Below are 25,721 nucleotides of genomic sequence, written 5' to 3'. Positions count from 1 at the left end.
ATGGGCGACTGGCTTGACCCCGTGGTGTTCTGGCACTGGTGGATCCTGGCCGGTGTGCTGCTAATCATCGAACTGACCATGCCGGCGTTCTTTTTCCTGTGGCTGGGTATCGCCGCGGCGGCCACCGGGCTGATCGTGCTGGTGTTCCCGGGCATTTCACTGGAGACCCAGTTGGTGATGTTCGCGATCCTGTCGCTGGCGGCGGTCGTGGCCTGGCGCAAGTATCGCGAGACCCACCCGCCATCCAGCGACCAGCCCAACCTGAACCGCCGTGGCCACCAGTACGTGGGTCGCACGTTTACGCTGGAAGCCCCCATCGTCAACGGCGTGGGCAAGGTCACCGTGGATGATTCCACCTGGCGCGTGAAGGGCCCAGACCTGCCGGCCGGAGCCACGGTCCGGGTGGATGACGTCGACGGCGTGGTGTTTATCGTCTCGACGCCGGGCTGACGGGTCCATCCCCTGGCGCCTGCGGGTGCGTTGGAACACCGGCATCCACGGTATAATCGCCGGTTTACGGCAGCGCATCCGCAGGTATGACATTCCAGGACTTCATTTCCCGCCTGATCGGCTATTGGGCGGACCAGGGCTGTGTCCACATCCAGCCACTGGATCTCGAGGTGGGGGCAGGGACCTTTCACCCCGCCACCTTCCTTCGCGCCATCGGTCCCGAGCCGTGGCGCTCGGTCTACGTCCAGCCGTCCCGACGGCCCACGGACGGCCGCTACGGTGAGAACCCCAACCGCCTGCAGCACTACTACCAGGTGCAGGTGGTGATGAAACCCTCCCCGGATGACATCCAGGAGCTTTACCTGGGTTCGCTGGACGCCATCGGCATCGACCCGAAGGTTCACGATATCCGCTTCGTCGAAGACAACTGGGAATCTCCTACGCTGGGGGCCTGGGGCCTGGGCTGGGAAGTCTGGCTGAACGGCATGGAGGTCACGCAGTTCACGTACTTCCAGCAGGTCGGCGGGCTGGAGTGCAAACCGGTCATGGGTGAAATCACCTATGGCTCGGAGCGCCTGGCCATGTACCTGCAGGGCGTCGACAACGTCTACGACCTGGTCTGGACCGAAAGTGGCGGCCGCAAGGTCACCTACGGCGAGGTGTTTCACCAGAACGAGGTCGAGCAGTCGCGCTACAACTTCGAAGAGGCCGATGTGCCGGCCCTGTTCAAGTGGTTCGACACCTGCGAATCCGAGGCTCGCCGCCTGGTCGAGCTGGGCCTGCCGCTACCGGCTTACGAGCAGGTGCTGAAGGCATCGCATACCTTCAACCTGCTGGACGCGCGCAAGGCCATCTCGGTGACCGAACGCCAACGCTACATCCTGCGTGTGCGCGATGTGGCCCGTCGGGTGGCCAAGGCCTATTACGAAAGCCGCGAGGCCCTTGGGTTCCCGGGCCTGGAGGGCGCAAAGTGATGACCGAATCCAATACCGCGGACCTGCTGGTCGAACTGGGCTGCGAAGAGCTGCCGCCAAAGGCGCTGGCTACGCTGGCCCGGGCTTTTTTTGATGGTGTCTGCGCCGGCCTGGACGACGCCGGGGTTGGCTTCGATGCCAACGCCAGCACCTATTACTTCACGCCGCGGCGCATGGCCTTGCGGCTCGCTTTGGTCGAGGCGCGCCAGCCGGATCGCCGGGTCGAACGGCGCGGACCGTCGGTGCAGGCGGCCTTCGATACCGAGGGCCAACCGACACGGGCGGCCACGGGTTTCGCCGCCTCGGTAGGCCTGGAGGTCGACCAACTCGACCGTCTCGCCACGGACAAGGGTGAATGGCTGGCCTGCACGCTGGATATCCCGGGTGAGCCGCTGTCGGCGCTGCTGTTCCCGATTCTCCAGCAGTCGCTGGACAAGCTGCCGGTTCCCAAGCCCATGCGCTGGTCGGATCATGAGTTCAGTTTCGTACGGCCGGTTCACTGGCTGGTGGTGCTGCATGGTGAAAACGTGATCGATGGCGAACTGTACGGCTGCGCAGCTGGTCGCCTGACGCGCGGCCATCGCATCCATTCACCGGGGCCGCATTCGGTTGGGTCACCGGCGGACTGGCTGGATATACTCGAAAGCGCCTTCGTGATCGGTGATCACCGGGTGCGTCGTTCACGGATCAGTGAATCCGCGCAGGCCGTTGGCCAGGCGCAGGGTGGCTGGACCCGCGTGACCGACGCGCTGCTGGACGAGGTCTGCAACCTGGTCGAATGGCCGGTCGCCGTGGTCGGTCGCTTCGAGGAAGACTTCCTGGCGGTACCGCCCGAGGCCCTGATTGCCAGCATGGAGTCACACCAGAAATTCTTCCCGGTGCTGGCCAGCGAGGACGGTGAATTGACGCCCGCCTTCGTGGTTATGGCCAACCTGGACAGCGCAGATCCCGCGGAAATGGTCGCCGGCTATGAGCGGGTCGTTCGTCCTCGCCTGGCCGATGCACGCTTTTTCTGGGAGCAGGACCTGAAGACCCCATTGGGCGATCGCCTGGAGGCGCTCGATCGAATCGTGTTCCAGGAAAAACTCGGCTCGATTGGCGACAAAGTCAGACGGATCGCGTCAGTAGCCAGCAAGATCGCGTCATTTTCCGGTTCAGACGCAGCCCTGGCCGAGCGCGCCGCACTGCTGAGCAAATGTGATCTCGTCACCCAGATGGTCGGCGAGTTTCCGGAGCTCCAGGGCATCATGGGCGGCCACTACGCCCGCGCCGAAGGCGAAGACCCGGCGGTTGTCGATGCCGTAGAGGCGCATTACAGGCCCCGCTACGCCGGCGACGACCTCCCAACCGGTGAAACAGCCAGGGCCGTGGCGCTGGCGGACCGGCTCGATACCCTGGTGGGCATTTTCGCGACCGGCATGAAGCCGACTGGCAGCAAGGATCCCTTCGCACTCCGGCGCGCCGCGCTGGGCGTCATCCGGCTGCTGACCGAGGGTGAACTGGCCATCGACCTGGATGAACTGCTGGCATACAGCCGCGACGCCCTGCTGGGGCAGATCGAGATATCCGACCAGCAGCTGGCGGAAGTCCGCGGTTTTATCCTCGAACGCCTGAAGCACCTGTGGATCGAGCAGGGCGCGACGACACGGCAGATGAACGCGGTACTGGCGGCGCCGGTGACGAACTTGCCTGACCTGCGCGCCCGCCTGGACGCGGTCATCGGTTTCATGGCGCAGCCTGCAGCCGAAAGCCTGGTCGCCGCCAATAAACGCATTGGAAACATCCTGAAGCAGGCCGAATTGTCGGATTATGGCGATATCGACCCCGATCGATTCGTTTTGGAAGAAGAAGGGTGCCTTTTCGACGCCGTATCTTCCGCATCCTCTGCCTTGCCTGAACAGCTGGCGAGCGGCGGTTATGCCGCCGTGCTGACCCGGTTGGCCGAGCTGCGTGAGCCCGTCGATGCCTATTTCGACAAGGTCATGGTGATGGATGACGATGCCGGGATCCGTGCCAACCGCCTCGCCCAGCTTCACGCTTTGAAGACGCTGTTTGACGGCGTTGCGGACTTCGCCCAGGCCGACTGATGGGGCGCAAGGGCTACCAGTTGCTTGTGATCAGCCGCGATGTCCTGCTGCTGGCCGAGCACTCGCCGCTGGAATCCGGCATATTTCGCGCCCTGGCCAACCTGACCCGCAAGGGTTGCCACTTACTGCTGACGGCACCCGAGCCCGACAAATGGCTGCCCACCCGGGGGCGAGTGGATCACGTACTGACCGCACAGTCGCGGCTGCAAAAGGGAATCCAGGAATGTGGTGGAGACCTGGACGGGGTTTACTACGTGCCCCGTTCGCTGTTCACGCAGGACCGTAACCGTCGCGGCGCGCTCGAGGACATCATGCGCCGCTTTGGTGTTAGTGCGAAACAGACCCTGCTGGTCAGTAACAGTGCGCCGTTCCTGAAAGCCGCGGATGGGCTGGGTATCGAGACCCGGGAAGTGCCGCGCGGCGATTCCGCCGTGGACGTGCTGGCGAAAACCATCACCACGCTCGAGTGACCGGAGTGGTTCGACGCCCGCGGCGGTACCGCGAGCGTCGGGCCGCCGGCCTCAGACGTCCAGGTTAGACGCCTCCAGCGCATTACTTTCGATGAAATCACGCCGCGGTTCGACTTCGTCACCCATCAGCGTCGAGAAAATCTCGTCGGCGGACACCGCATCCTCGATCGTGACCTGCAACAGGCGGCGGGTTTCCGGGTTCACCGTGGTATCCCACAACTGTTCCGGGTTCATTTCACCCAGGCCCTTGAATCGCTGAACCGACTGGCCTTTACGGCCTTCGGCCATCAACCAGTCAAATGCCTGGCTGAACCGTTCAACCGGTTCGGACTGTTTACCGCGACGCACTTCCGCGCCTTCCTGGACAAAGCCATCCAGGGTTTCGGCGACCCGGCCGATCAGGCGATAGTCCGGTGACAGGAAGAACTCTCTCCTGACCCGTTGCTGCTCGATGACACCATGCGTCGAACGGTCGACGATGACATCACCGCCTTCGTCCAGGCTCACCGTGTAGCTGACGCTGGGCGGCGTGCCGGCATTCAGGCGGGATTCGATCTCTGCACACCATGCGTTCAGATCAGACGCCGGAGAATCTGGAATAAAACGTTTATAATCAATCAGTTGATTCAAAAATGCCTTGTCATAGCGGCGCGACAAACGCTCGATAGCAATCTGCGCGGCCATGTAGTCACGCACCAGGTTTTCCAGGGCCTCACCCTGCAGCACCGGCGCATCCGGATCAAAAGCCAGTGACGCGTTATCCAGCGCGCGGGCCAGCAGGTATTCGTTGAGCTCGTTGTCGTCCTTCAGGTAATGCTCCTGCTTGCCCTTCTTGATCTTGTACAGCGGCGGCTGGCCGATGTAGATATGGCCGCGTTCGATCAATTCCGGCATTTGCCGGTAGAAGAACGTCAGCAGCAGGGTACGGATATGCGAACCGTCGACGTCGGCGTCCGTCATGATGATGACGCGGTGGTAGCGCAACTTGTCCGGATCAAATTCATCCCGGCCGATACCGCAGCCCAGCGCGGTAATCAGTGTACCGACCTCGGCAGACCCCAGCATGCGATCGAAACGCGCCTTTTCCACGTTCAGGATTTTGCCCTTCAGCGGCAAGATGGCCTGGAATTTGCGATTACGGCCCTGCTTGGCCGAACCGCCCGCGGAGTCACCCTCCACGATGAAAAGTTCAGACAACGCCGGGTCTTTTTCCTGGCAATCCGCCAACTTACCCGGCAAGCCCGCGACGTCCAGCACACCCTTGCGCCGTGTCATTTCGCGTGCCTTGCGCGCCGCTTCACGGGCACGGGCGGCATCGACCACCTTCGCGGTGATCGTTTTCGCTTCCTGCGGGTTTTCCAGCAGGAAGTCCCTGAGCTCACGCGCAACCAGTGACTCGACCACCGGCTTGATTTCCGAAGAAACCAGCTTGTCCTTGGTCTGCGAGGAGAATTTCGGGTCCGGCGCCTTTACAGACAACACGGCAATCAGGCCCTCGCGCGCGTCGTCACCGGTCATCGAGACCTTGTTCTTCTTGGCGACGCCGCTCTCTTCAATGTACTGGTTAATCGTGCGAGTCATCGCGGCACGGAAACCCGCCAGGTGAGCACCGCCATCGCGCTGGGGAATGTTGTTGGTGAAGCAGAACACCGACTCCTGGTAGGCATCGGTCCACTGCAGCGCCACTTCCACGCCAATGTCACCGTTCTCAGAGGCAAAATGCATGACTGTCGGGTGCAGGGCCTGTTTCTTGCGCGCCAGGTGCTCGACGAAAGAGCGAATACCGCCCTCGTACTCGAATTTGTCGCTCTGTCCGCTGCGGTTATCGGTCAGGTTAATACATACACCACGATTGAGAAAACTTAGCTCTCTCAACCGTTTAGCGAGAATGTCGTAGTGGAAGACCGTATCGGAAAAGATCTCTCCACTGGGCAGGAACCGGATCTCGGTACCAGACTCATCGCTCTTGCCAACAGACGCGAGCGGGGCATCCGGCACACCCATGGTGTAGTTTTGCTTCCAGATCTCGCCATTTCGGTGAATGGTCAGCTCCAGGGTTTCTGACAGGGCATTAACCACCGACACGCCCACGCCGTGCAGACCGCCCGAGACCTTGTAGGAGTTGTCATCAAACTTACCGCCGGCGTGCAGCACCGTCATGATCACTTCGGCTGCGGAGCGGCCTTCTTCCTTGTGAATATCCACCGGGATACCGCGGCCGTTGTCGCTGACGCTGACCGAGCCATCTTCATGAATGACCACGTTGATGCGATCGCAATGTCCGGCCAGGGCTTCGTCGACGGAGTTATCGACGACCTCGAAGATCATGTGGTGCAGGCCGGTGCCGTCATCGGTATCGCCGATGTACATGCCCGGGCGCTTTCTTACTGCGTCCAGGCCCTTGAGCACCTTGATATTCGAGGAATCGTATTCTTTATTTGACATGTAGAAGCTGGTCCTGGCTGGAGCGGTTTGAGCGCTTTCTGAATCGCGCCATTATACCACTCAATTGGGTCCAAAGGGTTGATTTACAACCGTCTTCGTTGGTTTTCAAAGGCGGTGTTTCACGTGAAACACCGCCGCTATGTCGCCGCGCTGACCACCCCGTGTTTCACGTGAAACACGCTGGCTTTTTCCAGCCGCTGCTCCGAGAAACCCTGGGTCGATGTGCCCGTAACCCAAAGCTGGCCGCCCATCGCAAGGCAATAGTCCAGCACGCGATCGAGATGATCTTCGTCAAACTCTGAAGCCAGGTCGTCGATCAGCATCACCGGTATCTCACCGGTTTCCGCCAATCGTCCGGCCTGGGCGATATTCAGAGCCACATACAGTAGTTTCTGTTCACCCCTGGAGAGGCGATCCCGCGCAAGACGGCCATCCGTGCGGAACACCAACTCTGCGCGATGTGGGCCAACCGAAGTCCAGCCACGCTCGCGGTCAGTCTGCAGCGCATCAACGAGCGCCGACTCGAAATCTGTGGCGGACCATCCTGGATGATAGGCAATCTCGATTTCACCCAACGTACCGCTGAGTTCCGGAAGAATCATCTTCAACCGCTGCGACAGGCGTTCTGTTTCATCCCTTCGTACTTCATCCAGCCTGTTTCCATGCGACACCAGTTCCGGCGTCAGGCTATCGACTACGGCAGCGCTGGCACCCTGGCGAATCGCCGCGTTGCGTTGGGACAACGCCCTGGAATACCGACGCCAGTCGTCGAGAAACCCATGTTTCACGTGAAACACGCCCCAATCGAGATAGCGTCGCCGTCCTTCGGGCGGGCCACTCACCAGGGAGTAATTCTCCGGATGCATCGAAATAACGGGTAGCAAGGCCGACAATTCGGTCAACTGCGTGATGTCGCGCCCATCACAACGGGCTTTCCAGCCAGAACGACTTCGTGACAATCCAAGCCGATGCGTCTGCCCTGAAGCGCGTTCGATATCGACCAAAAGCGTGTAGTGGTCTGTGACTCCGCCGATCTGGGCGCTCACTGAGCCGGAACGGAAGCTACGGCCCCTGGCCAGGATGGCCAGGGCCTCCAACAACGTGGTTTTGCCGGCGCCATTGTGGCCCGTAAATAGATTAAGACCTGTACCCGGCGTTGTGTCTGATTGCTCGATAACCCTGAGGTTATCGATTTTAAGTCGTTGAATCAGCACTTTGGCTGGTACTGGCCCGTCCCGGAAGAGGAACGGGCCGGTGAGCCCTTACATCAGAGCTTGAGCGGCATAACGACGTGACGGTTCAAGTCAGACTCGGGCGCGGCCACCAGGCAGCTGCTGTTGGCGTCCTTCAATTCCATCGAGACGTCCTCGGATGTCAGCGCCGTCAATGCGTCAAGCAGGTAGTTGACATTGAAACCCACCGCCAGCGAATCGAAGTTCATTTCGGCCTCGATGACTTCAACGGCTTCTTCGTGCTGCGGGTTGTGTGCGAGGATCTTGACCGAGTTGTCCGAGGCCTCGATGCGGACGCCACGATATTTCTCGTTGGAGAGAATCGACGCGCGCTGCAGTGCCTGCATGAACACACCCCGATCCACCTTGATCTGCTTGTCTGCACCGGCCGGGATGACCATCTCGTAATCCGGGAAACGGCCATCGATGAGTTTTGATGTAAAGCGGGTGTTGCCATTGACCAGGCGGACATGATTCCGACCCAGGGAAAGCACCACGTTTTCCTTTGAATCCGAGAGCATACGTGCCAATTCGAGCACACCCTTGCGCGGTACGATCACCTGGCGATCGCCTTCGACCGGCACATCGCCATCGTAATCACAGACCGCCAGGCGGTGACCGTCGGTGGCCACGGTACGGATGCGTCCACCCTTGAAATCAAGTAACAGCCCGTTCAGGTAGTAACGGACATCCTGGTTGGCCATTGCGAATGACGTGCGATCGAGCAATGTCTTAAGCTCAAACTCGGGTAGTGACACATCCTGAACAGACGCCACGTCGTCCGTGGCCGGGAAATCGGCCGCGGGCAGTGTCGACAGGATATAGCGGCTACGACCGGCCTGAAGCGTGGCACGGTCATCCGATACCGACAGCGAAATGGTTGCGCCGTCCGGTAAGGCCTTGACGATATCGACCAGCTTGCGGGCCGGTACGGTGATTTCACCCTCGGTTTCCACGTCCGCCGATACGGTGCTGACCAACTCGACTTCCATGTCGGTACCGGTCAAAGACAGGGTTCCGTCTTTTGCGACCAACAGGAAATTCGCCAGCACGGGCAGTGTCTGCCGACGCTCGACGACACCGACGACCTGGATCAGGGGTTGCAGGAAAACTTCGCGCTGGATTTTGAACTTCATGTCCGGTCCCTAAATGATGGTTGTTCTGTTTTATTTAAATCAATGTAATAGTAATAAGTCCTGTGGACATCGAAACAACCCTGTTTAATCGTTTTATATCAACAACATGGGTTGTTTTGTCCTGTGCACATTATGCACTGGACCCTGTGTATAACATGTGGGCTTTTCCTCGCCCCGAATTCATCCCGTACTTATACACAGGCATTCAACAGGTTTGTGAGTCCATTTACCCACATCAGGTGGTCAATGTCCTTAACAGCCGTGCCTTGTCTTCGCGAATCCGGCCATCCGTATCGCAAAGCTCTTCGATTTTACGACAGGCATGCAGCACGGTGGTATGGTCGCGGCCACCAAATGCCTCGCCAATTTCCGGAAGGCTGTGCTCGGTCAGTTCTTTCGACAGTGCCATGGCCATCTGGCGTGGCCTGGCAATGGCCCGGGTCCGCCGCTTCGACAGCATGTCGGTGACCCGTAGCTTGTAGTACTCGCTGACCGTTTTCTGGATATTCTCGATCGTGATCAGCCGCTCATGTACGGTCAGCAGGTCGCGCAGCACCTCGCGGGTAAAGCTCTCGGTGATCTGGCGACCGGTAAAGCGCGAGTTGGCGATCAGCGTATTCAGTGCGCCTTCCAGGTCACGGACATTGGAACGCATGCGCTTGGCGATCAGTGCGGCGATGGTTTCATCCAGCTGGATGCCTCGCTCCTGGGCCTTGTTCAGCAGAATGGCGGCCCGTGTTTCGAAATCGGGCGGCTCGATGGCCACCGTCAGGCCCCAGCCAAACCTGGATCGCAGGCGGTTCTCCAGGCCCTGGACTTCCTTCGGGTAACGGTCACAGGTCAGGATGATCTGTTGCTTGCTTTCGAGTAACGCATTGAATGTATGGAAGAATTCTTCCTGCGTGCGTTCCTTGCCGGCGAAAAACTGGATGTCGTCAATCAACAGCGCGTCGGCGGAGCGGTAATGGTTCTTGAAGTCGTCGATCGAACCCTGGCGCAATGACTGGATCATCTCGCTGACGAAACGCTCAGAATGCAGGTACAGCACCTTGGCGTCCGAATTCTGCTCGCGGATCAGGTTACCGGCGGCGTGCAGCAGGTGCGTTTTGCCCAGGCCGGTGCCCCCGTACAGCAGCAGGGGGTTGTATGCCGCGCTGCCGGGCTTCTTGGCGACCTGCTGGGCCGCCGCGTAGCCGAGTTCGTTGGATTTACCACGTACGAAATTCTCAAACCGGTAGCGTGTGTCCAGGTTGGACTTGACGACCGGCCGCTGGCGGGCACCCCTGGCCGGTTCTTCGGCCTTTCGCCCCGGCAGGCCAATTTCGACCACTGCAGATTCACGTGACTCGCCCAGGTGTTCGAAAATGTCCCGGATCCGTTCCAGGTAGTGCAGTGAAATGTGGTCGCGAACGTAGGCATTCGGGGCCAGTAGCCGGGTCTGGCTTCTGTCGCTGACGGCCTGCAGGGGCCGAATCCAGGTGTTGATGTCTTCCGCGGGCAGTTCGCGTTCCAGGTGTTCGATACAACGTTGCCAGATCGTCTGTGACATACCCTAAAAATTTTCTGTCCGGTTTCTTTGTCGCCACCCGGCTAGAGCGGGTGGGGCTATTGTTTTAGCGGCCGCCGGGCCCGGTTTTCGGGCGCAACAGGGCCCGGAGCGGAGCGCTGGCCTGCCGTGATTCCGACGACCCGGCGAAACCGGGAGGCTGCGCGTCCACGCTGATTGGGTCCCTGGTCTTCCGGCTAACGGGCCGCCCTGGCGATCTCGGCGACCCTGGCACCGGCTGAGGTGGTGACGCGGAACAAGCATACTCCGCTGTGGATAACTTGACTACTCGGAAACCATCATCCTGTCGTGTTTAGGAAAAACCTGCACGAGTGGGTTGATAGCGAGGGAATACGGGGCTACAATTGTCCTCTTGTGTCGGCCGCCTATGCGGCTGTTTGTGTCTAAATTTTAGGTCGAGGATTCAACCATGAAGCGTACTTTCCAGCCCAGCCGCCTCAAGCGCGCCCGCCGGCATGGTTTCCGCGCCCGCATGGCGACCCGTGGTGGTCGCGCCGTCATCAATGCGCGCCGGGCCAAGGGTCGCAAGCGCCTGTCCGCCTGACGGACACGTGATCCAGCGTCCGCGTCTTCGGCGCGGGCGCCGTTCCCGGTAGCGACATCCCGTGACCGGGACATTCCCTAAGTCTTCCAGGCTCGTCAACGGCGCGCAGTACAGCCGTGTTTTCGAGCGCCCCCGTGTATACCAGGACCGTTGTTTCAGGATTCTCGCCCGATCCAGTGACGGCGAAGACGCGCGCCTGGGTCTCGCGGTTTCCAAAAAGGTCAGCCGCGAGGCGGTGGGCCGCAACCGGTTAAAGCGGGTCATCCGCGAGAGCTTTCGCCAGCGCAGGCACGACCTGGCTGATTTCGGCGGAATCGACATCGTGGTCTTGCCTGCGCGGCGAGCCGCCACCATATGCAACCGGGAACTCTTCGAATCGCTTGCCGGATTGTGGCAGCGCCTGATTGACAGCGGCCGGCGGACGGCCCGCGACCAAGGATAACCCGCATTACCATGGCTAACCTGCGCCCCGTTCTGCTGATCACCCTCGTTTTCATCGGCTACCTGCTCTGGGTCGAGTGGCAAAAGGACTACGGTCCCCAGCCCCAGCCGGCACCTGCATCAACGACCACGGCGACCGATACGCCGACGAGCGCGCCGGTTCCGGCCATTCCGTCGGAGGGCGCCTCAGTCCAGGCCGGCGACCTGCCTTCTTCGATGCCGGACACGACAAGCAACGTCGGGTTGCCGGGTGAAACCGCGGAAGCCGCGCCGGAATCACCGGTGATTTCCGTCACCACCGATGTCCTGGAACTGGATATCGACCCGGCGGGTGGTACCGTGGTCGGTGCGCGACTGCTCGATTACCCGGTGCACCTGGAGTCGCCGGAGCAGAAGGTCGCGCTGTTAAGCCGCGACTGGCCGGGCTTTCATATCGCCCAGTCGGGCCTGCTCAGCCGCATGGATGCCCCCAACCACACCACGGTTTACGCCACGGCGCGGGATCAGTACACCCTGGCCGACGGTGAAAGTACGCTGGTGATTCCGCTGACCTGGACCGGGGCCGATGGCATCCGCGTGACCAAGACGTTCACGCTGGAGCGCGGCAGTTACGAGATTGGCGTGACCCACAGGGTTGAAAACCAGGGTGCCATGGCCTGGGCCGGCAACCGCTACGAGCAGTTGCAGCGCGCCGTGCCGGGTGATGATGAAGGCTCGGGGTTCAACAACCCGGAGCGCTACAGCTTCAAGGGCGTGGGTATCTACAGCCCGGACGAGAAGCTGGAGAAGCTTGATTTCGATGACGCCGCCGAGGAGCCGTACCAGCGCTCCATCACCGACGGCTGGCTGGCGATGATGCAGCATTATTTCGTCACCGCCTGGATTCCGCCGGCCGGTGAGGCCGACGCCTATTCCACCCAGGGCTTCAACCCGGGCCATTCCCCGCGCGTGATTGCCCGTGCGGTTTCACCTGGCGTCAGTATCGAACCCGGACAGTCGCACGAGTTCTCCAGCCGCCTGTTTGTCGGCCCGAAGTTGCAGGACCACCTGTCCGAGGTCGCGCCAGGCCTGGACCTGACCGTGAACTACGGCATCTTCACCGTGATTTCCGCGCCGTTGTTCTGGCTGCTGGAAAAGATCCATGACTTTGTCGGCAACTGGGGTTGGGCGATTGTCATCCTGACCATCCTGATCAAGCTGGCGTTCTTCAAGCTCACCGAGGCGCAGTACCGCTCCATGGCGCGCATGCGCAAGCTGCAGCCGCGCATCGAGAAACTCAAGGAGCGCTACGGCGACGACCGCCAGGCCATGAGCCAGGCGATGATGAAGATGTACAAGGAAGAGAAGGTGAATCCGCTGGGCGGCTGTTTGCCGATCCTGGTGCAGATCCCCATCTTCATTGCCCTGTACTGGGTGCTGATCGAGTCGGTCGAGCTGCGCCAGGCGCCGTTCATGCTGTGGATCGACAACCTGTCGGTGCGTGACCCGTACTTCATCCTGCCGGCGCTGAACGCCATCTTCATGATCGCCACGCAGCGGCTGACGCCGATGGCCGGCATGGACCCGGTGCAGCAGAAGATGATGCAGGCCATGCCGATCGTGTTCTCGGTGATGTTTGCCTTCTTCCCGGCCGGCCTGGTGCTGTACTGGGCCACCAACGCGGGCCTTTCACTGGCCCAGCAGTGGTACATCACCCGCAAGATCGCGAACGAATAGTTGGCCGCCACTGACACCATCTTCGCCATCGCCACGCCGCCGGGCGCCGGTGGCGTCGGGGTGGTGAGGCTGTCCGGCCCCGATGCCCTGGGCATTGGCCGCAAGGTGACAGGCAAAACCCTGGCGCCACGCAGGGCCGTTTTCTGTGCATTCAACGACGACGACGGCCAGGCCATCGATTCCGGCATCGCCCTGTATTTCCAGGGCCCGGCGTCGTTCACCGGCGAGGACGTGGTCGAACTCCAGGGCCACGGCAGCCCCGTGGCGCAGCAGATGCTGTCTCGCCGCCTGGCATCGCTGGGCGCCCGCGCCGCCCGGCCGGGTGAATTTTCCGAACGCGCGTTCCTGAATGACAAGCTGGATCTCGCCCAGGCCGAGGCCATCGCCGACCTGGTGTCGTCGGGCACCGAGTCTGCCGCCCGTGCCGCGCAGCGCTCGCTGGAAGGCGTGTTCTCGGACGAAGTCGAAGCACTGGTCGCGCGGCTGACGGAACTGCGGGTCTTTATCGAGGCCGCGCTTGATTTCCCCGACGAAGAGATCGACTTCATCGCCGAGAGCGATGTGCTGCAGCGCCTGGACGCGGTGATCGAAGAACTGGCCGGCCTGCAGCGCCGGGCCCAGCGCGGCCAGGTGCTTCGCGATGGAGTGACGGTCGCGATCGTTGGCCAACCCAATGCCGGCAAGTCCAGCCTGCTGAATGCGCTGGCCGGTCGCGACGCCGCCATCGTCACCGATATCCCCGGTACCACGCGCGATGTGCTGCGTGAAACGCTGTCGCTGGATGGCCTGCCCGTCCATATCGCCGATACCGCCGGTATTCGCGACAGCGATGACCAGGTCGAAGTCGAGGGCGTGCGCCGCGCCCGCGCGGCATTGCGGGTGGCTGATATCGCCCTGCTGGTGCTCGACGGCAGTCTCGAGCTGGAGCCCCAGCGCGCATTGCTGGCCGACTTTCCCGAGTCCGTGGTCACCATCGAGGTGATCAACAAGATCGACCTGGCCGGCCAGGCGCCGGCGGTTGACGGCCCAAAGCGTCGCGTCAGCCTTTGCGCCCGCACGGGCGAAGGCCTGGATGGGCTGGTCGGTGAGATCCGTGTCGCGGCCGGCCTGGGTGGCCAGGTCGACGGCACTTTCTCTGCCCGCGGCCGTCATCTCGATGCCCTGTCACGCGCGGCGGAGCACCTGGTGACGGGCCGCCAGCAGTTGCAGGCGTTCGCCATGGCTGAAACCCTGGCCGAGGAACTGCGTCTGGCGCAGGACGCGCTGGGCGAAATCACCGGCAAGGTGCTGGCCGACGACCTGCTGGGCGCGATCTTCTCCAGTTTCTGTATCGGCAAATAGGCGCGAGACCATGGAATTAACGACATTCACCCCGCTGCTGGCTGCCGCCGGTGGCCTGCTGGTCGCCGCGTCGGCGACCCTGCTCATGCTGGGGCTGGGCCGCATTGCCGGCATCAGCGGCATGCTCGCCAGCGCCACGCGGCGTAAGTCCGCCGACCGGGCGTGGCCGGCCGTGTTCCTGGTCTCCATGGTCGCGGCGGCGGGTATCACGTTTTACCTCGCCGGCTTTTCGTTTACACCCCGGCAGGGTTTTTCTACCGTCGCCCTGGTCCTGGGCGGCCTGCTGGTGGGCTACGGCACGGCGATGGGGTCCGGCTGCACCAGCGGCCATGGGGTCTGTGGCCTGGCCAGGCTGTCACCACGCTCCCTGGTGGCCACGGCCGTGTTCATGACCACAGCCATCGTGGTGGTCTGGGTTGTCCGCCACCTGCTGGGACCGGGCGCGTGAGCCGGTTGCTGTTCGCCGCACTCGCCGGTGCCCTTTTCGGCGCCGGGCTGGTGGTGTCGGGCCTGTCGAACCCGAATAAGGTCCTCGGTTTCCTGGATATCTTCGGTGACTGGGACCCGAGCCTCGCGGTGATGATGGGTACCGCGGTGATCGGCACCGCGCTGGGGTTCCGCTGGGTATGGCGTCGACAGGCACCGGCCTGCGATACCGCATTTCATGTTCCCGCCAGCCGAGTCATCGACCGTCCGCTGGTCGTTGGCGCGGTCTTCTTTGGCCTGGGCTGGGGGCTCACCGGGTACTGCCCGGGGCCAGCACTGACAGCGCTGGTCATTCATCCGGCTGAAGGCGTGCCGTTCGTGCTCGCGTTACTCGCCGGTGCCGCGCTGCGTCGCTGGCAAACGCGGGATTGACAAGCCCCCGGCAAGCGTAGAGGGTAGGCACCCCGGCGGCGGGACCGAACACACGGTTCCAGGAACTTACGGATGACTACGACATGCTGAAACTCGACAACCCAGAACTGTTGCGCACCCAGGCCTATATCGATGGCCAGTGGGTCAATGCCGATGACGGCGCCACCTTCGACGTCGATAACCCCGCCGACGGCGAGGTGATCTGCGCCGTGCCGGAGATGGGCGCGGCCGAAACCCGCCGGGCCATCGAGGCCGCCGACCGCGCCTGGGGCGAATGGCGCGCGCGCACCGCCAAGGACCGCGCGGCCATCCTGCGCCGCTGGCATGGCCTGATGCTGGACAACAAGGAAGACCTGGCGCGGCTGATGACCGCCGAGCAGGGCAAGCCCGTCGCCGAATCGACGGGCGAAGTGCTCTACGGCGCCTCGTTTATCGAATGGTTCGCCGAAGAAGCCAAGCGGGTTTACGGCGACGTGATCCCCACCCACATGAATGACCGCCGGATTATCGTCACCAGGCAACCGGTGGGCGTGGTGGGCTGTATCACGCCGTGGAACTTCCCGAACGCGATGATCACGCGCAAGGCCGGCCCGGCACTGGCCGCGGGTTGCCCGATCATCATCAAGCCGGCCTCGGAAACGCCGCTGTCGGCACTGGCGCTGGCTGTCCTGGCCGAGGAAGCCGGCATTCCGCCGGGCGTGTTCAACATCGTCACCTCGACCCGGGCGAAAGAGGTCGGCCTGGAGTTGACCGAGAGCCCGCTGGTACGCAAATTTTCGTTCACCGGCTCTACCGCGGTGGGCAAGCAGCTGATCAGACAGTGCGCTTCGACGGTGAAGAACGTGTCGATGGAGCTGGGTGGCAACGCCCCGTTCATCGTCTTCGACGACGCCGACATCGACGCCGCGGTCAAGGGCGCGATCATCAGCAAATACCGCAACGCCGGCCAGACCTGCGTCTGCGCCAATCGCATCTACGTGCAGGACGCGGTCTACGACGCGTTCATCGAGAAATTCGCCGCCGCCACCCGTGAGCTGGTGGTGGGCCGGGGTGAAGACGATGGCGTCAGCATCGGCCCGATGATTTCCGACAAGGCCGTGGACAAGGTGGAAACACTGTTGTCGGACGCCGTGGAAAAGGGTGGCCAGGTGGTCGTGGGCGGCGCGCGACATTCCAGGGGCGGGCTGTTCTACGAACCCACCGTGGTGCGCGACGCCAGCGCCGACATGGCGTTTGCCACCGAGGAAATTTTCGGTCCCATCGCGCCGGTCTTCCGCTTCAGCGACGAACAGGAGGTCATTGACCTGGCCAATGCCACGGAGTTCGGCCTGGCGTCCTACTTCTACGCCCGCGACCTGGGCCGTGTGTGGCGCGTGGCCGAGGGCCTGGATTACGGTATGGTCTGTATCAACGACGGCATCCTGTCGACGGAAACCGCGCCGTTCGGTGGCATGAAGGAATCGGGCATGGGCCGCGAAGGCTCGAAGTACGGCATCGACGAATACATCGAGATGAAGTACATCACCCTGGCGGGCCTGGGCAGCTGATCAATCCTGCGCGGCGCCGGTCTCCAGCATGAAGTCGGTGACCAGGCGCAGGTGTTCGTCGTTGCAGAAGCTGCACATGCCGCGTTCGGGCATCGCGCCCAGGCCATCACGGACATTCGCTTCGATCGTTTCAAGCGGCTTCGCCGCGACCTGGCTCCAGCGCGCGCGGTCGTCCATGCGCGGCGCGCCGTAGGCGCCGGTGTCGTGACAGCCCGCGCAGACGGCATCGTAAATGGCCTGGCCGGAGGCTTCGGGCTGCTCGCCCAGTCCCGGCAGGTCTTCGCGTGACAGCCTGAACAGCCCGCCATACTCGATCAGCACCCAGACCGCGCCGTCGTCGGCGACCTTGATATCGCGCATACGTGCATCCAGCGTGCCCAGGAAGCGGAACTCCGACAGGATGGTCCGGCCTTCACGGGCCAGGCGGCTGATGGACTTGCCCCGCAACGCACCGACCAGCAGGTCGCCGTCCCATTCCGGAAACATGTCACCGCGGTAGACGGTGATCGGCGAGGTGGCCACGGACGGCAGGTAGAACCAGGTGGGCTGGCGCATTCCCGGCGCGTGGGTGCCTACACCCAGGCGCTGGAAGTTGTAGCCCATGCCGTAGCCGATTTCCGGCCAGCCGTAATTCACGCCGGCCTCGATGATGTTGACCTCGTCACCGCCCAGCGGGCCGTGCTCGGTTTCAAACAGCAGCCCGGATTCCGCGTCGAAGTGCAGCCCCTGTGGATTGCGCACACCCAACGCGTAGATGCGGTCATCCATCGACGGATCGTCAACGAACGGGTTGTCAGCGGGCACGCTGCCATCGTCATTCAGGCGCAGGACCTTGCCCTGCAGTCGGTCCCCGCGCTGGGCCAGGGCTTCTTCGGAGCGGTCCCCCATGGAGACGAACAGCTTGCCCGTGTCATCGAACTCGATGGCGCCGCCGAAATTCGACGGCGAATACCCGTACGGGTCGGCCGCAACCAGCGTTTTAACGTCGACCAGCCGGGTATCGACCAGGCGCGCGGTGGCGATCATGGTGCGAAAGAAACGCCCGGCCTCGGGGTCCGCTTCGGAGTAACTGAAATAGATCCGCTGGTTGTTCGCGAAGTCCGGGTGCACTTCGATATCCAGCAGCCCGGTCTGCTCCTGGCTGGTGGCGATGTCCGGCAGGCCGGTGATCTCGACCAGCGCGCGCGGCTGCAGCGTCAGGCGGTACAGCCGGCCGCCGATCTCGGTGATCAGCAGGGTATTGGGGTCGATGAACTCGAAGGCCCACGGCTTGCGCAGCCCGGTGACGACCGGGTCGAGCCGGGCGTTGCGGATATTCATCAGGTAGAGATTGCGGAGGTTCTCGCCGCGGTTGTGCATCGGGTTGTAAGCACGCTTCTCATCGACCGGCGACAGGTTTGGCCCGGTTTGAATGGCGTGTTCGGCGTGCTCGGCGACGGGGTGCTCGACGGCCGGCGCTGACTTTGCGGGCGATGCCGCCGGCGCGTGCTTGGCGTCTTCGGGATCGGCCGTCGGTGAGCAGGCGGTGACGGCCAGCAGGCAAAGGCCAGGAAGCAGTTTACGCAACAACGGTTTTCCCCGGAGTTTGGCTGGCCGAAGACTAAACCATTGGTGACCCGGTCACCAATGGCTCGTGTGGCCTACTCGTTGCCGAACAACTTGTCGGCCAGGTTGACCCGGCCACGGCCGGGCTTGGCGCGCTGGGGCTTGCCGGCGCCCGGCTTGCTGCCGGAGTGGTTGCCGCGCTCCGTGGAGGCCTTCTTCATGTTGCCGCCGCTACGATTGCCATTGCTGTTGCCATTGCCGTTGCTGGCGCCGGACCGGCCGCCACGCCGCCGCCCGGACTTGCCGGCGGGCTTGGCACCATTGCCATCGCGGCCACCGTGACCACGGGCCTGGCTGCGCGGCTTGCCGCCGTTCTTGCCACGGCCGGACTTGTTCGACGGCTTGCCAGCGGCCTTGCGTTCGGACTTGGTGGGGCCCGTCGGCAGCGTGTGATCCGGCTCGTAGCCGTCCAGTTCCTGGCGCGGGAGTTCGCGCCCAATCAGCCGCTCGATATCGCGCAGCAGGTGGATTTCATCCGCGCTGACCAGAGAGATGGCCTCGCCTTCACGGCCGGCTCGACCCGTGCGGCCGATACGGTGGACGTAGTCTTCCGGCACATTCGGCAGGTCGAAATTGACCACGTGTGGCAGGCGGTCGATGTCGATACCGCGGGCGGCGATATCGGTGGCGACCAGAACGCGGACCTTGCCGTCCTTGAACTGCTTCAGCGCCTTTGTCCGCGCCGCCTGGCTCTTGTTGCCATGGATGGCGGCGGATTCCAGTCCGTCGGCGGTCAGCTGTTTAACCAGCCGGTTGGCGCCGTGCTTGGTACGGCTGAACACCAGCACCTGCTGCCAGTTGCCGGCGCCGACCAGGTGGCTCAACAGTTCACGTTTGCGTGACTTGTCCACGGGGTGGATGCGCTGCTCGACGGTGTCGGCGGAACGGTTGGTGCCGGCCACTTCCACCAGCTGCGGATTGGTCAGCAGGGTGTTGGCCAGTTTGCGGATATCGGCGGAGAACGTGGCCGAGAACAGCAGGTTCTGGCGCTGGTCCTTGGCCGGCAGCAGCGAAATCACGCGGCGGATATCGTGGATGAAGCCCATATCCAGCATGCGATCGGCCTCGTCCAGCACGAAGATCTCGATCTGCGACAGGTCAACAGTGCCCTGGCCGGCGTGGTCAAGCAGCCGGCCCGGGGTGGCGACCAGCACATCGACGCCGTCGCGCAGCTTGTTCATCTGCGGACGGATGTTCACGCCGCCGAAAATGACGGCAGATTTCAATCGCAGGTGGCGGCCATAATCGCGCACGCTGTCGCCCACCTGGGCGGCCAGCTCGCGCGTGGGCGTCAGCACCAGTGCGCGCACGGCCTTGCCCTTGCCGCGCCGCGGCTGGGTGGCCAGGTGCTGCAGCATCGGCAGCACGAAACCGGCGGTCTTGCCGGTACCCGTCTGCGCGCCGGCCATCAGGTCATGGCCCTGCCGCACCAGCGGAATGGCCTTGGCCTGGATCGGCGTAGGGGAATCGTAGCCCTGCTCGTTAATCGCGCGCAGGATTTCGGCTTCGAGGCCGAAGTGTTCAAAAGACATTGGGATTGTTGCTCCAGTCTCGCCCAACGCCGCTATTCGTGGCGTAACCGGTCAGGGCTGGAATCGTAATGATTTGCCAGACGGCCCGAATGGCCGAAAAGATAAGGACACCACCGGTCGGGCATCCGAGGCGCGCATTGTAACAGGTAACGGGTGACGCGTAACGCGTGACGCGGGGGAGCATGTCGCAGGGGTTTGGGGGTGGCGTAGCGCCTGTGCGGACTCGCTCAAGTCCGTCCATGGATCGCTCATCGGCGGCATCCATGCCGCCGAAGGTCCGCACAGGCACTACACCACCCCCAAACCCTGGAATGTTTTCTGTCACGCGTCACGCGTCACGCGTTACGGGGATGCGCGAGTGTGACAAAACCGTTATTCTCCGGAATCAATAACCCTTCTGGCTCTGAAGGGGTCGCGGAGAGCGGTAGAACTAAAGGGCGATGAAACGTACGGATACGTCGAATCCTGACTACTTTCACAAGGTGGTCGACTGCCAGTGGGCCTGTCCCGCGCATACGGATGTCCCGGAGTACATCCGCCAGATCGCGCAGGGCAATTTCACCGAAGCGTACATGGTCAACCGGGAGAGCAATGTCTTTCCGGGCATCCTGGGGCGTGTCTGCGACCGGCCGTGTGAGCCGGCCTGCCGGCGTGGCCGCACCGGCCAGAAGCCGGTCGCTATCTGCCGACTCAAACGCGTGGCCGCCGATCATCGTGGTGATATCGACGACCGCATGCCGGTCATTCCACCGAAAAATGGCAAGAAGATCGCGCTGGTCGGTGCCGGTTGTGCCTCGCTGACCGTCTGCAATGACCTGGTGCCACTGGGTTACGACTGCACGATTTTCGAAGCGCTGGATGAGCCCGGCGGCCTGATGCGCTCCAACATTCCCAGCTTCCGCCTGCCGCACGAAGTGCTGAACGACGAGATCGACCGCATCGTCGACATGGGCGTGGACCTGCGCCTGGGTACCCGGGTCGAGAGCATGCAGTCGCTGCTGGACGAGGGCTTTGACGCCGTGTTTGTCGGTTCCGGCGCGCCCAAGGGCAAGGAACTGAACCTGCCCGGCCGCGAGGAAGCGGACGCCAACATCCACATCGGTATCGAATGGCTTGAGTCGGTGGCCTTCGGACATATTGAATCCATCGGCGAGCGCGTGCTGATTATCGGCGTGGGTAACACGGCGATGGATTGCTGCCGCACCTCGCTGCGCCTGGGCGCGAACGACGTCAAGGTCATGGCGCGCAAGCCGCGCGACTTCTTCAAGGCGTCCGACTGGGAACTGGAAGACGCCGAGGAAGAGAACGTCGAGATTGTCATCAACCACTCGCCGAAGGCGTTCGTGGTAGAAGACGACAAGCTCACCGGCATGGTTTTCGAGGTCATGGAGTACGACATCGAGAACGGCCGCATCACCGGCCAGCGGGTGTTGCGCGAGGAGACCATCCCCTGCGATGACGTTGTACTGGCGATTGGCCAGGACAACGCCTTCCCGTGGATTGAGCGTGACCTGGGCATCGAGTTCGACCAGTGGGATGTGCCCGTGGTTGACGAAAAAACCCACCAATCGACACGCGATGGCGTGTTTTTTGGTGGTGACGCGGCCTTCGGGCCGAAAAACATCATCTGGGCGGTCGAGCACGGCCACCAGGCCGCCATTTCCATCCACCTGCACTGCACCGGCCAGCCGCTGCAAGAGCGTATCCCAGTTCACCTGAACCTGGGCAGCCGCAAGATGGGCATGCACGAGTGGAGTTACTCGAACAGTTTTGACGCGGCGGCCCGCCGCAAGATGGAGCATGTGCCGCTGGCCGAGCGGTTCCGGGCGTTGGGCACCGAGGTCGAACTGGGCTTCAACCCCGACCAGGTAGCCGTGGAAGTCGAGCGCTGCCTGAACTGCGATATCCAGACGGTCTTCACCGATGATCTTTGCATCGAATGCGATGCCTGCCTGGATATCTGCCCGACCGAATGCCTGACCATTGTCCCCGACGCCGAGGAGCCGGCGCTGGTCGCCAGCCTGCGCGCGCCGCGCCTGGAGCCGGACCAGCCGCTGTACGTGTCCGGCGAGCTGAAGCAAACCGGCCGGGTGATGGTGAAGGACGAAAACCTCTGCGTGCACTGCGGCCTGTGCGCCGAGCGCTGCCCGACGGCCGCCTGGGACATGCAGAAGTCGCTGCTGAAATTCCCCCGCGCGGGCGACCACGAACCGACGGCGGAGCCGCTGAAGAAGACCGGGTGACGGCCCGGGGAAGAACGCCCCATGACCACCGAACGCATTAACGATTTCGTCCTCAAGATCGGCACCGTCAACGGCACCGGCTCGGCCAGCGCCAACGGCATGCTGATGAAGGCGCTGTTCCGCATGGGCATCCCGGTCACCGGCAAGAACATGTTCCCGTCGAACATCCAGGGCCTGCCCACCTGGTACGAGATCCGCGCCAACCGCGACGGCTACATGGCCCGCGAGGCGCGCGTCGATGTCATGGTGGCGATGAACGCGCAGACCTACGCGAAAGACCTGGCCGAGGTCGCCCCGGGTGGCTTCTTTATCTACGACTCCACCTGGCCGCGCGATTCGCAGCTGGAGCGCGACGACATCACCGTGCTGGGCGTGCCGCTGGCGCGAATGTGCAACGAGCATTTCGACAAGGCCCGCGTGCGCATCCTGATGAAGAACATCGCCTACGTGGGCGTGCTCTCGGCGCTGCTGGGTATCGACCGCGCGGTGCTGAAACAACTGCTGGAAGAAACCTTCGCCAGCAAGCCGAAACTGGTGGACAGCAACCTGGAAGCCATCAACCTGGGCTATGAATACGCGACGGCCAATTTCACCTGCCCGCTGCCGGTGCGCGCCGAGGCCATGGGCGACAACGCCGGCCATATCCTCATCGACGGCAACTCGGCGGCAGCACTGGGCTGTGTCTACGCCGGCGCCACGGTGGGTGCCTGGTACCCGATCACGCCGTCGACCTCGCTGATGGACGGCTTCGAGCGTTACTGCAAGATGTTTCGCCGTACCGAGGACGGCCAGAACAACTTCTGCATCATCCAGGCCGAGGATGAACTGGCTGCGGCCGGCATGGTGCTGGGCGCCAACTGGATGGGCGCGCGCGCCTTCACGCCCACCTCCGGGCCGGGCATCTCGCTGATGAGCGAGTTCATCGGCTTCGCCTACTACGCCGAGATCCCGTCGGTGTTCTTCAACATCCAGCGCGTCGGGCCCTCAACCGGCATGCCGACACGCACCCAGCAGTGCGATGTGACGATGTGCGCCTATGCCTCGCATGGCGATACCCGCCACCCCTTGCTGTTCCCGGCCGACCCGCGCGAGTGCTTCGAGATGGCGGTCAACGCTTTTGACCTGGCCGAGCGGCTGCAGACCCCGGTGTTCGTGCTGTCCGACCTGGACATCGGCATGAACGACTGGATGATTCCGGAACTGGAGTGGAACGACACCTGGCGGCCCGACCGCGGCAAGGTGCTGCATTCTGCCGAGCTGGACGAAATCCAGAAATTCCACCGCTACCTGGACACCGACGGCGACGGAATCACTGCCCGTACGCTACCGGGCGAGGACGCGCGCGGCTCATATTTCGTGCGCGGTTCCGGGCACAACCGCTACGGCGGTTACACCGAGGACGCCGACGAGTACCAGGACGTGGTCGACCGCCTGCTGGTGAAGTGGGAGACCGGCAAGTCGCTGGTGCCGCAGCCGGTGCTGCGCGAGGCGCCCGAGCCGACGCGCCTGGGTGTGATTGCCTACGGGTCTTCCGACGGCGCGGTCAACGAGGCATTGGACCGGCTGGCCGAACAAGGTGTCCACCTGGATTACCTGCGCGTGAAGGCGTTCCCGTTCAACGATCACGTGGAGGCCTTCCTGGAAGCGCACGACACCGTGTTCGTGGTCGAACAGAACCGCGACGCCCAGCTCCGTTCGCTGCTGCTGACCGAAACCGAGACCGGCCGGCGCGACCTGCTGGTGCCGCTGCTGCACTACAACGGCATGCCCATCCCCAGTGACTGCATTATCCAGGCCGTCACCGAATTTTGCGCCGGCAAGGAGGTGGCCGCATGACCTTCATCGCCAAACCCCGCATCGACCTGCCGTCCGACCGGCTCAATGACATCGGCCTGCGCCGCCGCGATTACGAGGGCGTGCTCTCCACGCTCTGCGCCGGCTGCGGCCACGATTCCATCACCGCCGCCATTGTCCAGGCGTTCTGGGAAATGTCGATCGCGCCGGAGAAAGTGGCCAAGCTGTCCGGTATCGGCTGCTCATCGAAGACGCCGGCGTACTTCATTTCCGGCGCGCACGGCTTCAACTCCGTGCACGGGCGCATGCCGTCGGTGGCCACCGGCGCCATGGCCGGGAACCGCGACATGGTGGCGATTGCCGTGTCCGGCGACGGCGACTCGCTGTCCATTGGCTTCGGCCAGTTCGGCCACGTGGTGCGCCGCAACCTCAACCTGCTCTACATCATCGAGAACAACGGCGTGTACGGCCTGACCAAGGGCCAGTTCTCGGCCTCGGCCGACGTCGGCAGCCGCGCCAAGAAAGGCGCCGAAAACCGCTGGCAGAATATCGACCCGGTGGCCACGGCCATCACGCTGGGCGGCTCGTTCGTGGCCAGGGGTTTTTCCGGCGACCGCGACCAGCTGGTGCCGCTGATCAAGGCCGGTGTGCGCCATCGCGGCTGCGCCATCATCGACGTGGTCTCGCCCTGCGTGACCTTCAACGACCACGAAGGCTCAACCAAGAGCTACGCCTACACCCGCGAGAACAAGCATGAGGCGGTGAAACTGGACTTCGTCCCGCCCGCCGAAGAGATCAACGCCCAGTTCGACCCGGGCGAGGCGAAAGCCGTGACCCTGCACGACGGCTCACGCGTGATGCTGCGCCGTACCGAGGATGGCTATGACCCCACCGATCGCAGCCGCGCGCTGCAGTACCTGGAAACCGCGCGCTCCCGCGGCGAAGTGGTGACCGGCCTGATGTACATGAACGAAGACCTGCCCGAGATGCACGACCTGTTCGGCACCACGGAGCGTCCGTTGAAGGACATTCCCTACGAGGAGCTATCGCCGGGTTCGGACGCGCTCAGAAAGTTGCAGTCGAAAATGCGCTGACCCTGGATCAGTCGGCTGCTTCCCGCAACCGGCCTTCAACGTACTTGTGTAACACACTCGCGATCAGGGTCTGATAGGGAATACCTTCCGCCAACGCACGCTTTTGAATTCCGCGCAGGTCCCGTGATGAAATTCGAATGTTGATCCGGGCGTCCTTGCGCAACATGGCTTCAGCATAAGCCTGGTGGCGTGTCTGTATTTCCTTCGCGTTGTCACTTGGCTTCAGCGAGCCTGATTCGAATGCTTCCAGAATCTCGCGTTCTTCATTGTCCAGGTCACTCATCTTCATTGCCTCTGAATTTTCGCGTGGCCTTTCTGCTCGGAAAGATCGTTTTCAGGAACACCTCGTTTTCCGACTCTACAAATGGAACCAGGTAGACGTATTCCTCTATCTCAATTACGTGAACCTGTTGGTCCGGATACTTCTCCGCGTTGGGGTGTTCATATGTGTCGAGGACATCGCCCGCGAGAATATGGAAAACCACATCTTCAAACGAAACGCCGCGTTCGGATTTGAGTCGCGCGTTCTTGTCCGGGTTCCATACGATGGACTTCATTCTGAAGAACATTATGACGTTGTGTGCCTTATGGCATCAAGTCGGGTGTGTCCGGACATTCTGCATACGTAAACACTCTATCGATATG

22 protein-coding genes are annotated in these 25,721 nt (G+C 62.6%); 14 read left to right on the top strand and 8 right to left on the bottom strand.

Annotation, left to right across the window (positions count from 1 at the left end):
- From F3N42_RS09275 to F3N42_RS09260, 4 genes are all read left to right on the top strand, one after another.
- Positions 1 to 450, top strand: coding sequence for an NfeD family protein (locus F3N42_RS09275; RefSeq protein WP_150864148.1), 450 nt, complete (start codon positions 1 to 3; stop codon positions 448 to 450).
- An 86-nt stretch (positions 451 to 536) separates the two neighbouring features.
- Positions 537 to 1,424 (top strand): glycine--tRNA ligase subunit alpha, encoded by an 888-nt coding sequence (glyQ, locus tag F3N42_RS09270; RefSeq protein WP_150864147.1) that lies wholly within the window; start codon positions 537 to 539, stop codon positions 1,422 to 1,424.
- Positions 1,424 to 3,511 (top strand): glycine--tRNA ligase subunit beta, encoded by a 2,088-nt coding sequence (glyS, locus tag F3N42_RS09265; RefSeq protein WP_150864146.1) that lies wholly within the window; start codon positions 1,424 to 1,426, stop codon positions 3,509 to 3,511. Before glyQ ends, glyS begins: the two co-directional genes overlap by 1 nt.
- A complete protein-coding gene (locus tag F3N42_RS09260; protein WP_150864145.1) occupies positions 3,511 to 3,981 on the top strand; it encodes a hypothetical protein in 471 nt (156 codons plus the stop codon). Before glyS ends, F3N42_RS09260 begins: the two co-directional genes overlap by 1 nt.
- 51 nt (positions 3,982 to 4,032) lie before the next feature.
- On the opposite strand, the gene gyrB is transcribed toward F3N42_RS09260, so the two are convergent.
- The 4 genes from gyrB to dnaA all read right to left on the bottom strand — a co-directional run bounded on the left by gyrB (position 4,033) and on the right by dnaA (position 10,343).
- On the bottom strand, positions 4,033 to 6,426 hold the full coding sequence (gene gyrB, locus F3N42_RS09255; protein ID WP_150864144.1) for a DNA topoisomerase (ATP-hydrolyzing) subunit B: 2,394 nt from the start codon (positions 6,424 to 6,426) through the stop codon (positions 4,033 to 4,035).
- 137 nt (positions 6,427 to 6,563) lie between these two features.
- Positions 6,564 to 7,640 (bottom strand): DNA replication/repair protein RecF, encoded by a 1,077-nt coding sequence (gene recF, locus F3N42_RS09250; RefSeq protein WP_150864143.1) that lies wholly within the window; start codon positions 7,638 to 7,640, stop codon positions 6,564 to 6,566.
- A gap of 53 nt (positions 7,641 to 7,693) precedes the next feature.
- Positions 7,694 to 8,794 (bottom strand): DNA polymerase III subunit beta, encoded by a 1,101-nt coding sequence (dnaN, locus tag F3N42_RS09245; protein WP_150864142.1) that lies wholly within the window; start codon positions 8,792 to 8,794, stop codon positions 7,694 to 7,696.
- A 235-nt stretch (positions 8,795 to 9,029) separates the two neighbouring features.
- Positions 9,030 to 10,343, bottom strand: a complete 1,314-nt coding sequence (dnaA, locus tag F3N42_RS09240) for a chromosomal replication initiator protein DnaA (RefSeq protein ID WP_150864141.1) — start codon at positions 10,341 to 10,343, stop codon at positions 9,030 to 9,032.
- A gap of 427 nt (positions 10,344 to 10,770) precedes the next feature.
- On the opposite strand from dnaA, the gene rpmH reads away from it, so the two are divergent.
- The 7 genes from rpmH to F3N42_RS09205 all read left to right on the top strand — a co-directional run bounded on the left by rpmH (position 10,771) and on the right by F3N42_RS09205 (position 16,808).
- Complete coding sequence (gene rpmH / locus F3N42_RS09235; protein ID WP_150864140.1) at positions 10,771 to 10,905, top strand: 50S ribosomal protein L34; 135 nt, start codon at positions 10,771 to 10,773, stop codon at positions 10,903 to 10,905.
- 61 nt (positions 10,906 to 10,966) lie between these two features.
- Positions 10,967 to 11,347, top strand: a complete 381-nt coding sequence (gene rnpA, locus F3N42_RS09230; protein WP_150864139.1) for a ribonuclease P protein component — start codon at positions 10,967 to 10,969, stop codon at positions 11,345 to 11,347.
- 11 nt (positions 11,348 to 11,358) lie between these two features.
- Entirely contained in the window at positions 11,359 to 13,062 is a 1,704-nt protein-coding gene (gene yidC / locus F3N42_RS09225) for a membrane protein insertase YidC (RefSeq protein WP_150864138.1), read from the top strand.
- On the top strand, positions 13,063 to 14,403 hold the full coding sequence (gene mnmE, locus F3N42_RS09220; protein ID WP_150864137.1) for a tRNA uridine-5-carboxymethylaminomethyl(34) synthesis GTPase MnmE: 1,341 nt from the start codon (positions 13,063 to 13,065) through the stop codon (positions 14,401 to 14,403).
- Positions 14,404 to 14,413: 10 nt separating this feature from the next.
- Positions 14,414 to 14,851, top strand: coding sequence for a YeeE/YedE family protein (locus tag F3N42_RS09215; RefSeq protein ID WP_150864136.1), 438 nt, complete (start codon positions 14,414 to 14,416; stop codon positions 14,849 to 14,851).
- Entirely contained in the window at positions 14,848 to 15,261 is a 414-nt protein-coding gene (locus F3N42_RS09210) for a DUF6691 family protein (RefSeq protein WP_150864135.1), read from the top strand. Before F3N42_RS09215 ends, F3N42_RS09210 begins: the two co-directional genes overlap by 4 nt.
- A gap of 83 nt (positions 15,262 to 15,344) precedes the next feature.
- Positions 15,345 to 16,808, top strand: coding sequence for an NAD-dependent succinate-semialdehyde dehydrogenase (locus F3N42_RS09205; protein WP_191621328.1), 1,464 nt, complete (start codon positions 15,345 to 15,347; stop codon positions 16,806 to 16,808).
- Here the strand turns inward: F3N42_RS09205 and F3N42_RS09200 are convergent, their stop codons facing one another.
- Positions 16,809 to 18,374, bottom strand: a complete 1,566-nt coding sequence (locus F3N42_RS09200) for a PQQ-dependent sugar dehydrogenase (RefSeq protein WP_150864134.1) — start codon at positions 18,372 to 18,374, stop codon at positions 16,809 to 16,811.
- A 74-nt stretch (positions 18,375 to 18,448) separates the two neighbouring features.
- A complete protein-coding gene (locus F3N42_RS09195; protein ID WP_150864133.1) occupies positions 18,449 to 19,945 on the bottom strand; it encodes a DEAD/DEAH box helicase in 1,497 nt (498 codons plus the stop codon).
- Positions 19,946 to 20,385: 440 nt separating this feature from the next.
- Between F3N42_RS09195 and F3N42_RS09190 the strand changes: the two genes are divergently transcribed.
- Genes F3N42_RS09190 through F3N42_RS09180 form a run of 3 tightly spaced genes read left to right on the top strand, consistent with a single transcriptional unit; the run spans position 20,386 to position 25,076 of the window.
- The gene (locus F3N42_RS09190) at positions 20,386 to 22,188 is read left to right on the top strand and encodes an FAD-dependent oxidoreductase (protein WP_150864132.1); all 1,803 of its coding nucleotides are present in this window, start codon (positions 20,386 to 20,388) and stop codon (positions 22,186 to 22,188) included.
- 21 nt (positions 22,189 to 22,209) lie between these two features.
- Positions 22,210 to 24,024 (top strand): 2-oxoacid:acceptor oxidoreductase subunit alpha, encoded by a 1,815-nt coding sequence (locus tag F3N42_RS09185; RefSeq protein WP_150864131.1) that lies wholly within the window; start codon positions 22,210 to 22,212, stop codon positions 24,022 to 24,024.
- Positions 24,021 to 25,076 carry a 2-oxoacid:ferredoxin oxidoreductase subunit beta gene (locus tag F3N42_RS09180; protein ID WP_150864130.1) on the top strand — a complete coding sequence of 352 codons (1,056 nt, stop codon included), beginning with the start codon at positions 24,021 to 24,023 and terminating at the stop codon, positions 25,074 to 25,076. Before F3N42_RS09185 ends, F3N42_RS09180 begins: the two co-directional genes overlap by 4 nt.
- 7 nt (positions 25,077 to 25,083) lie before the next feature.
- Here F3N42_RS09180 and F3N42_RS09175 read toward each other — a convergent pair whose 3' ends face one another.
- Positions 25,084 to 25,359 (bottom strand): antitoxin, encoded by a 276-nt coding sequence (locus tag F3N42_RS09175; RefSeq protein WP_150864129.1) that lies wholly within the window; start codon positions 25,357 to 25,359, stop codon positions 25,084 to 25,086.
- Positions 25,352 to 25,633: a BrnT family toxin gene (locus F3N42_RS09170; protein ID WP_150864128.1), complete on the bottom strand. Its 282-nt coding sequence runs from the start codon at positions 25,631 to 25,633 to the stop codon at positions 25,352 to 25,354. The genes F3N42_RS09175 and F3N42_RS09170 overlap by 8 nt, the downstream gene beginning before the upstream one ends.
- Positions 25,634 to 25,721: the final 88 nt, after the last annotated feature.

The sequence above is a fragment of the Marinihelvus fidelis genome (assembly GCF_008725655.1).
Classification (GTDB): Bacteria; Pseudomonadota; Gammaproteobacteria; order Xanthomonadales; family SZUA-36; genus Marinihelvus; species Marinihelvus fidelis.
This window is presented reverse-complemented; position numbering and strand designations above follow the sequence as displayed.

Bases quoted from the DNA above. Each gene is read 5' to 3' on its own strand.
- F3N42_RS09190 (WP_150864132.1), top strand. From the start codon at position 20,386: ATGAAACGTACGGATACGTCGAATCCTGACTACTTTCACAAGGTGGTC.
- F3N42_RS09185 (WP_150864131.1), top strand. From the start codon at position 22,210: ATGACCACCGAACGCATTAACGATTTCGTCCTCAAGATCGGCACCGTC.
- dnaA (WP_150864141.1), bottom strand. From the start codon at position 10,343: ATGTCACAGACGATCTGGCAACGTTGTATCGAACACCTGGAACGCGAA.
- F3N42_RS09215 (WP_150864136.1), top strand. From the start codon at position 14,414: ATGGAATTAACGACATTCACCCCGCTGCTGGCTGCCGCCGGTGGCCTG.
- F3N42_RS09260 (WP_150864145.1), top strand. From the start codon at position 3,511: ATGGGGCGCAAGGGCTACCAGTTGCTTGTGATCAGCCGCGATGTCCTG.
- F3N42_RS09275 (WP_150864148.1), top strand. From the start codon at position 1: ATGGGCGACTGGCTTGACCCCGTGGTGTTCTGGCACTGGTGGATCCTG.
- gyrB (WP_150864144.1), bottom strand. From the start codon at position 6,426: ATGTCAAATAAAGAATACGATTCCTCGAATATCAAGGTGCTCAAGGGC.
- F3N42_RS09205 (WP_191621328.1), top strand. From the start codon at position 15,345: ATGCTGAAACTCGACAACCCAGAACTGTTGCGCACCCAGGCCTATATC.
- F3N42_RS09175 (WP_150864129.1), bottom strand. From the start codon at position 25,359: ATGAGTGACCTGGACAATGAAGAACGCGAGATTCTGGAAGCATTCGAA.
- glyQ (WP_150864147.1), top strand. From the start codon at position 537: ATGACATTCCAGGACTTCATTTCCCGCCTGATCGGCTATTGGGCGGAC.
- dnaN (WP_150864142.1), bottom strand. From the start codon at position 8,794: ATGAAGTTCAAAATCCAGCGCGAAGTTTTCCTGCAACCCCTGATCCAG.
- yidC (WP_150864138.1), top strand. From the start codon at position 11,359: ATGGCTAACCTGCGCCCCGTTCTGCTGATCACCCTCGTTTTCATCGGC.
- glyS (WP_150864146.1), top strand. From the start codon at position 1,424: ATGACCGAATCCAATACCGCGGACCTGCTGGTCGAACTGGGCTGCGAA.
- F3N42_RS09170 (WP_150864128.1), bottom strand. From the start codon at position 25,633: ATGAAGTCCATCGTATGGAACCCGGACAAGAACGCGCGACTCAAATCC.
- F3N42_RS09195 (WP_150864133.1), bottom strand. From the start codon at position 19,945: ATGTCTTTTGAACACTTCGGCCTCGAAGCCGAAATCCTGCGCGCGATT.
- F3N42_RS09180 (WP_150864130.1), top strand. From the start codon at position 24,021: ATGACCTTCATCGCCAAACCCCGCATCGACCTGCCGTCCGACCGGCTC.
- rpmH (WP_150864140.1), top strand. From the start codon at position 10,771: ATGAAGCGTACTTTCCAGCCCAGCCGCCTCAAGCGCGCCCGCCGGCAT.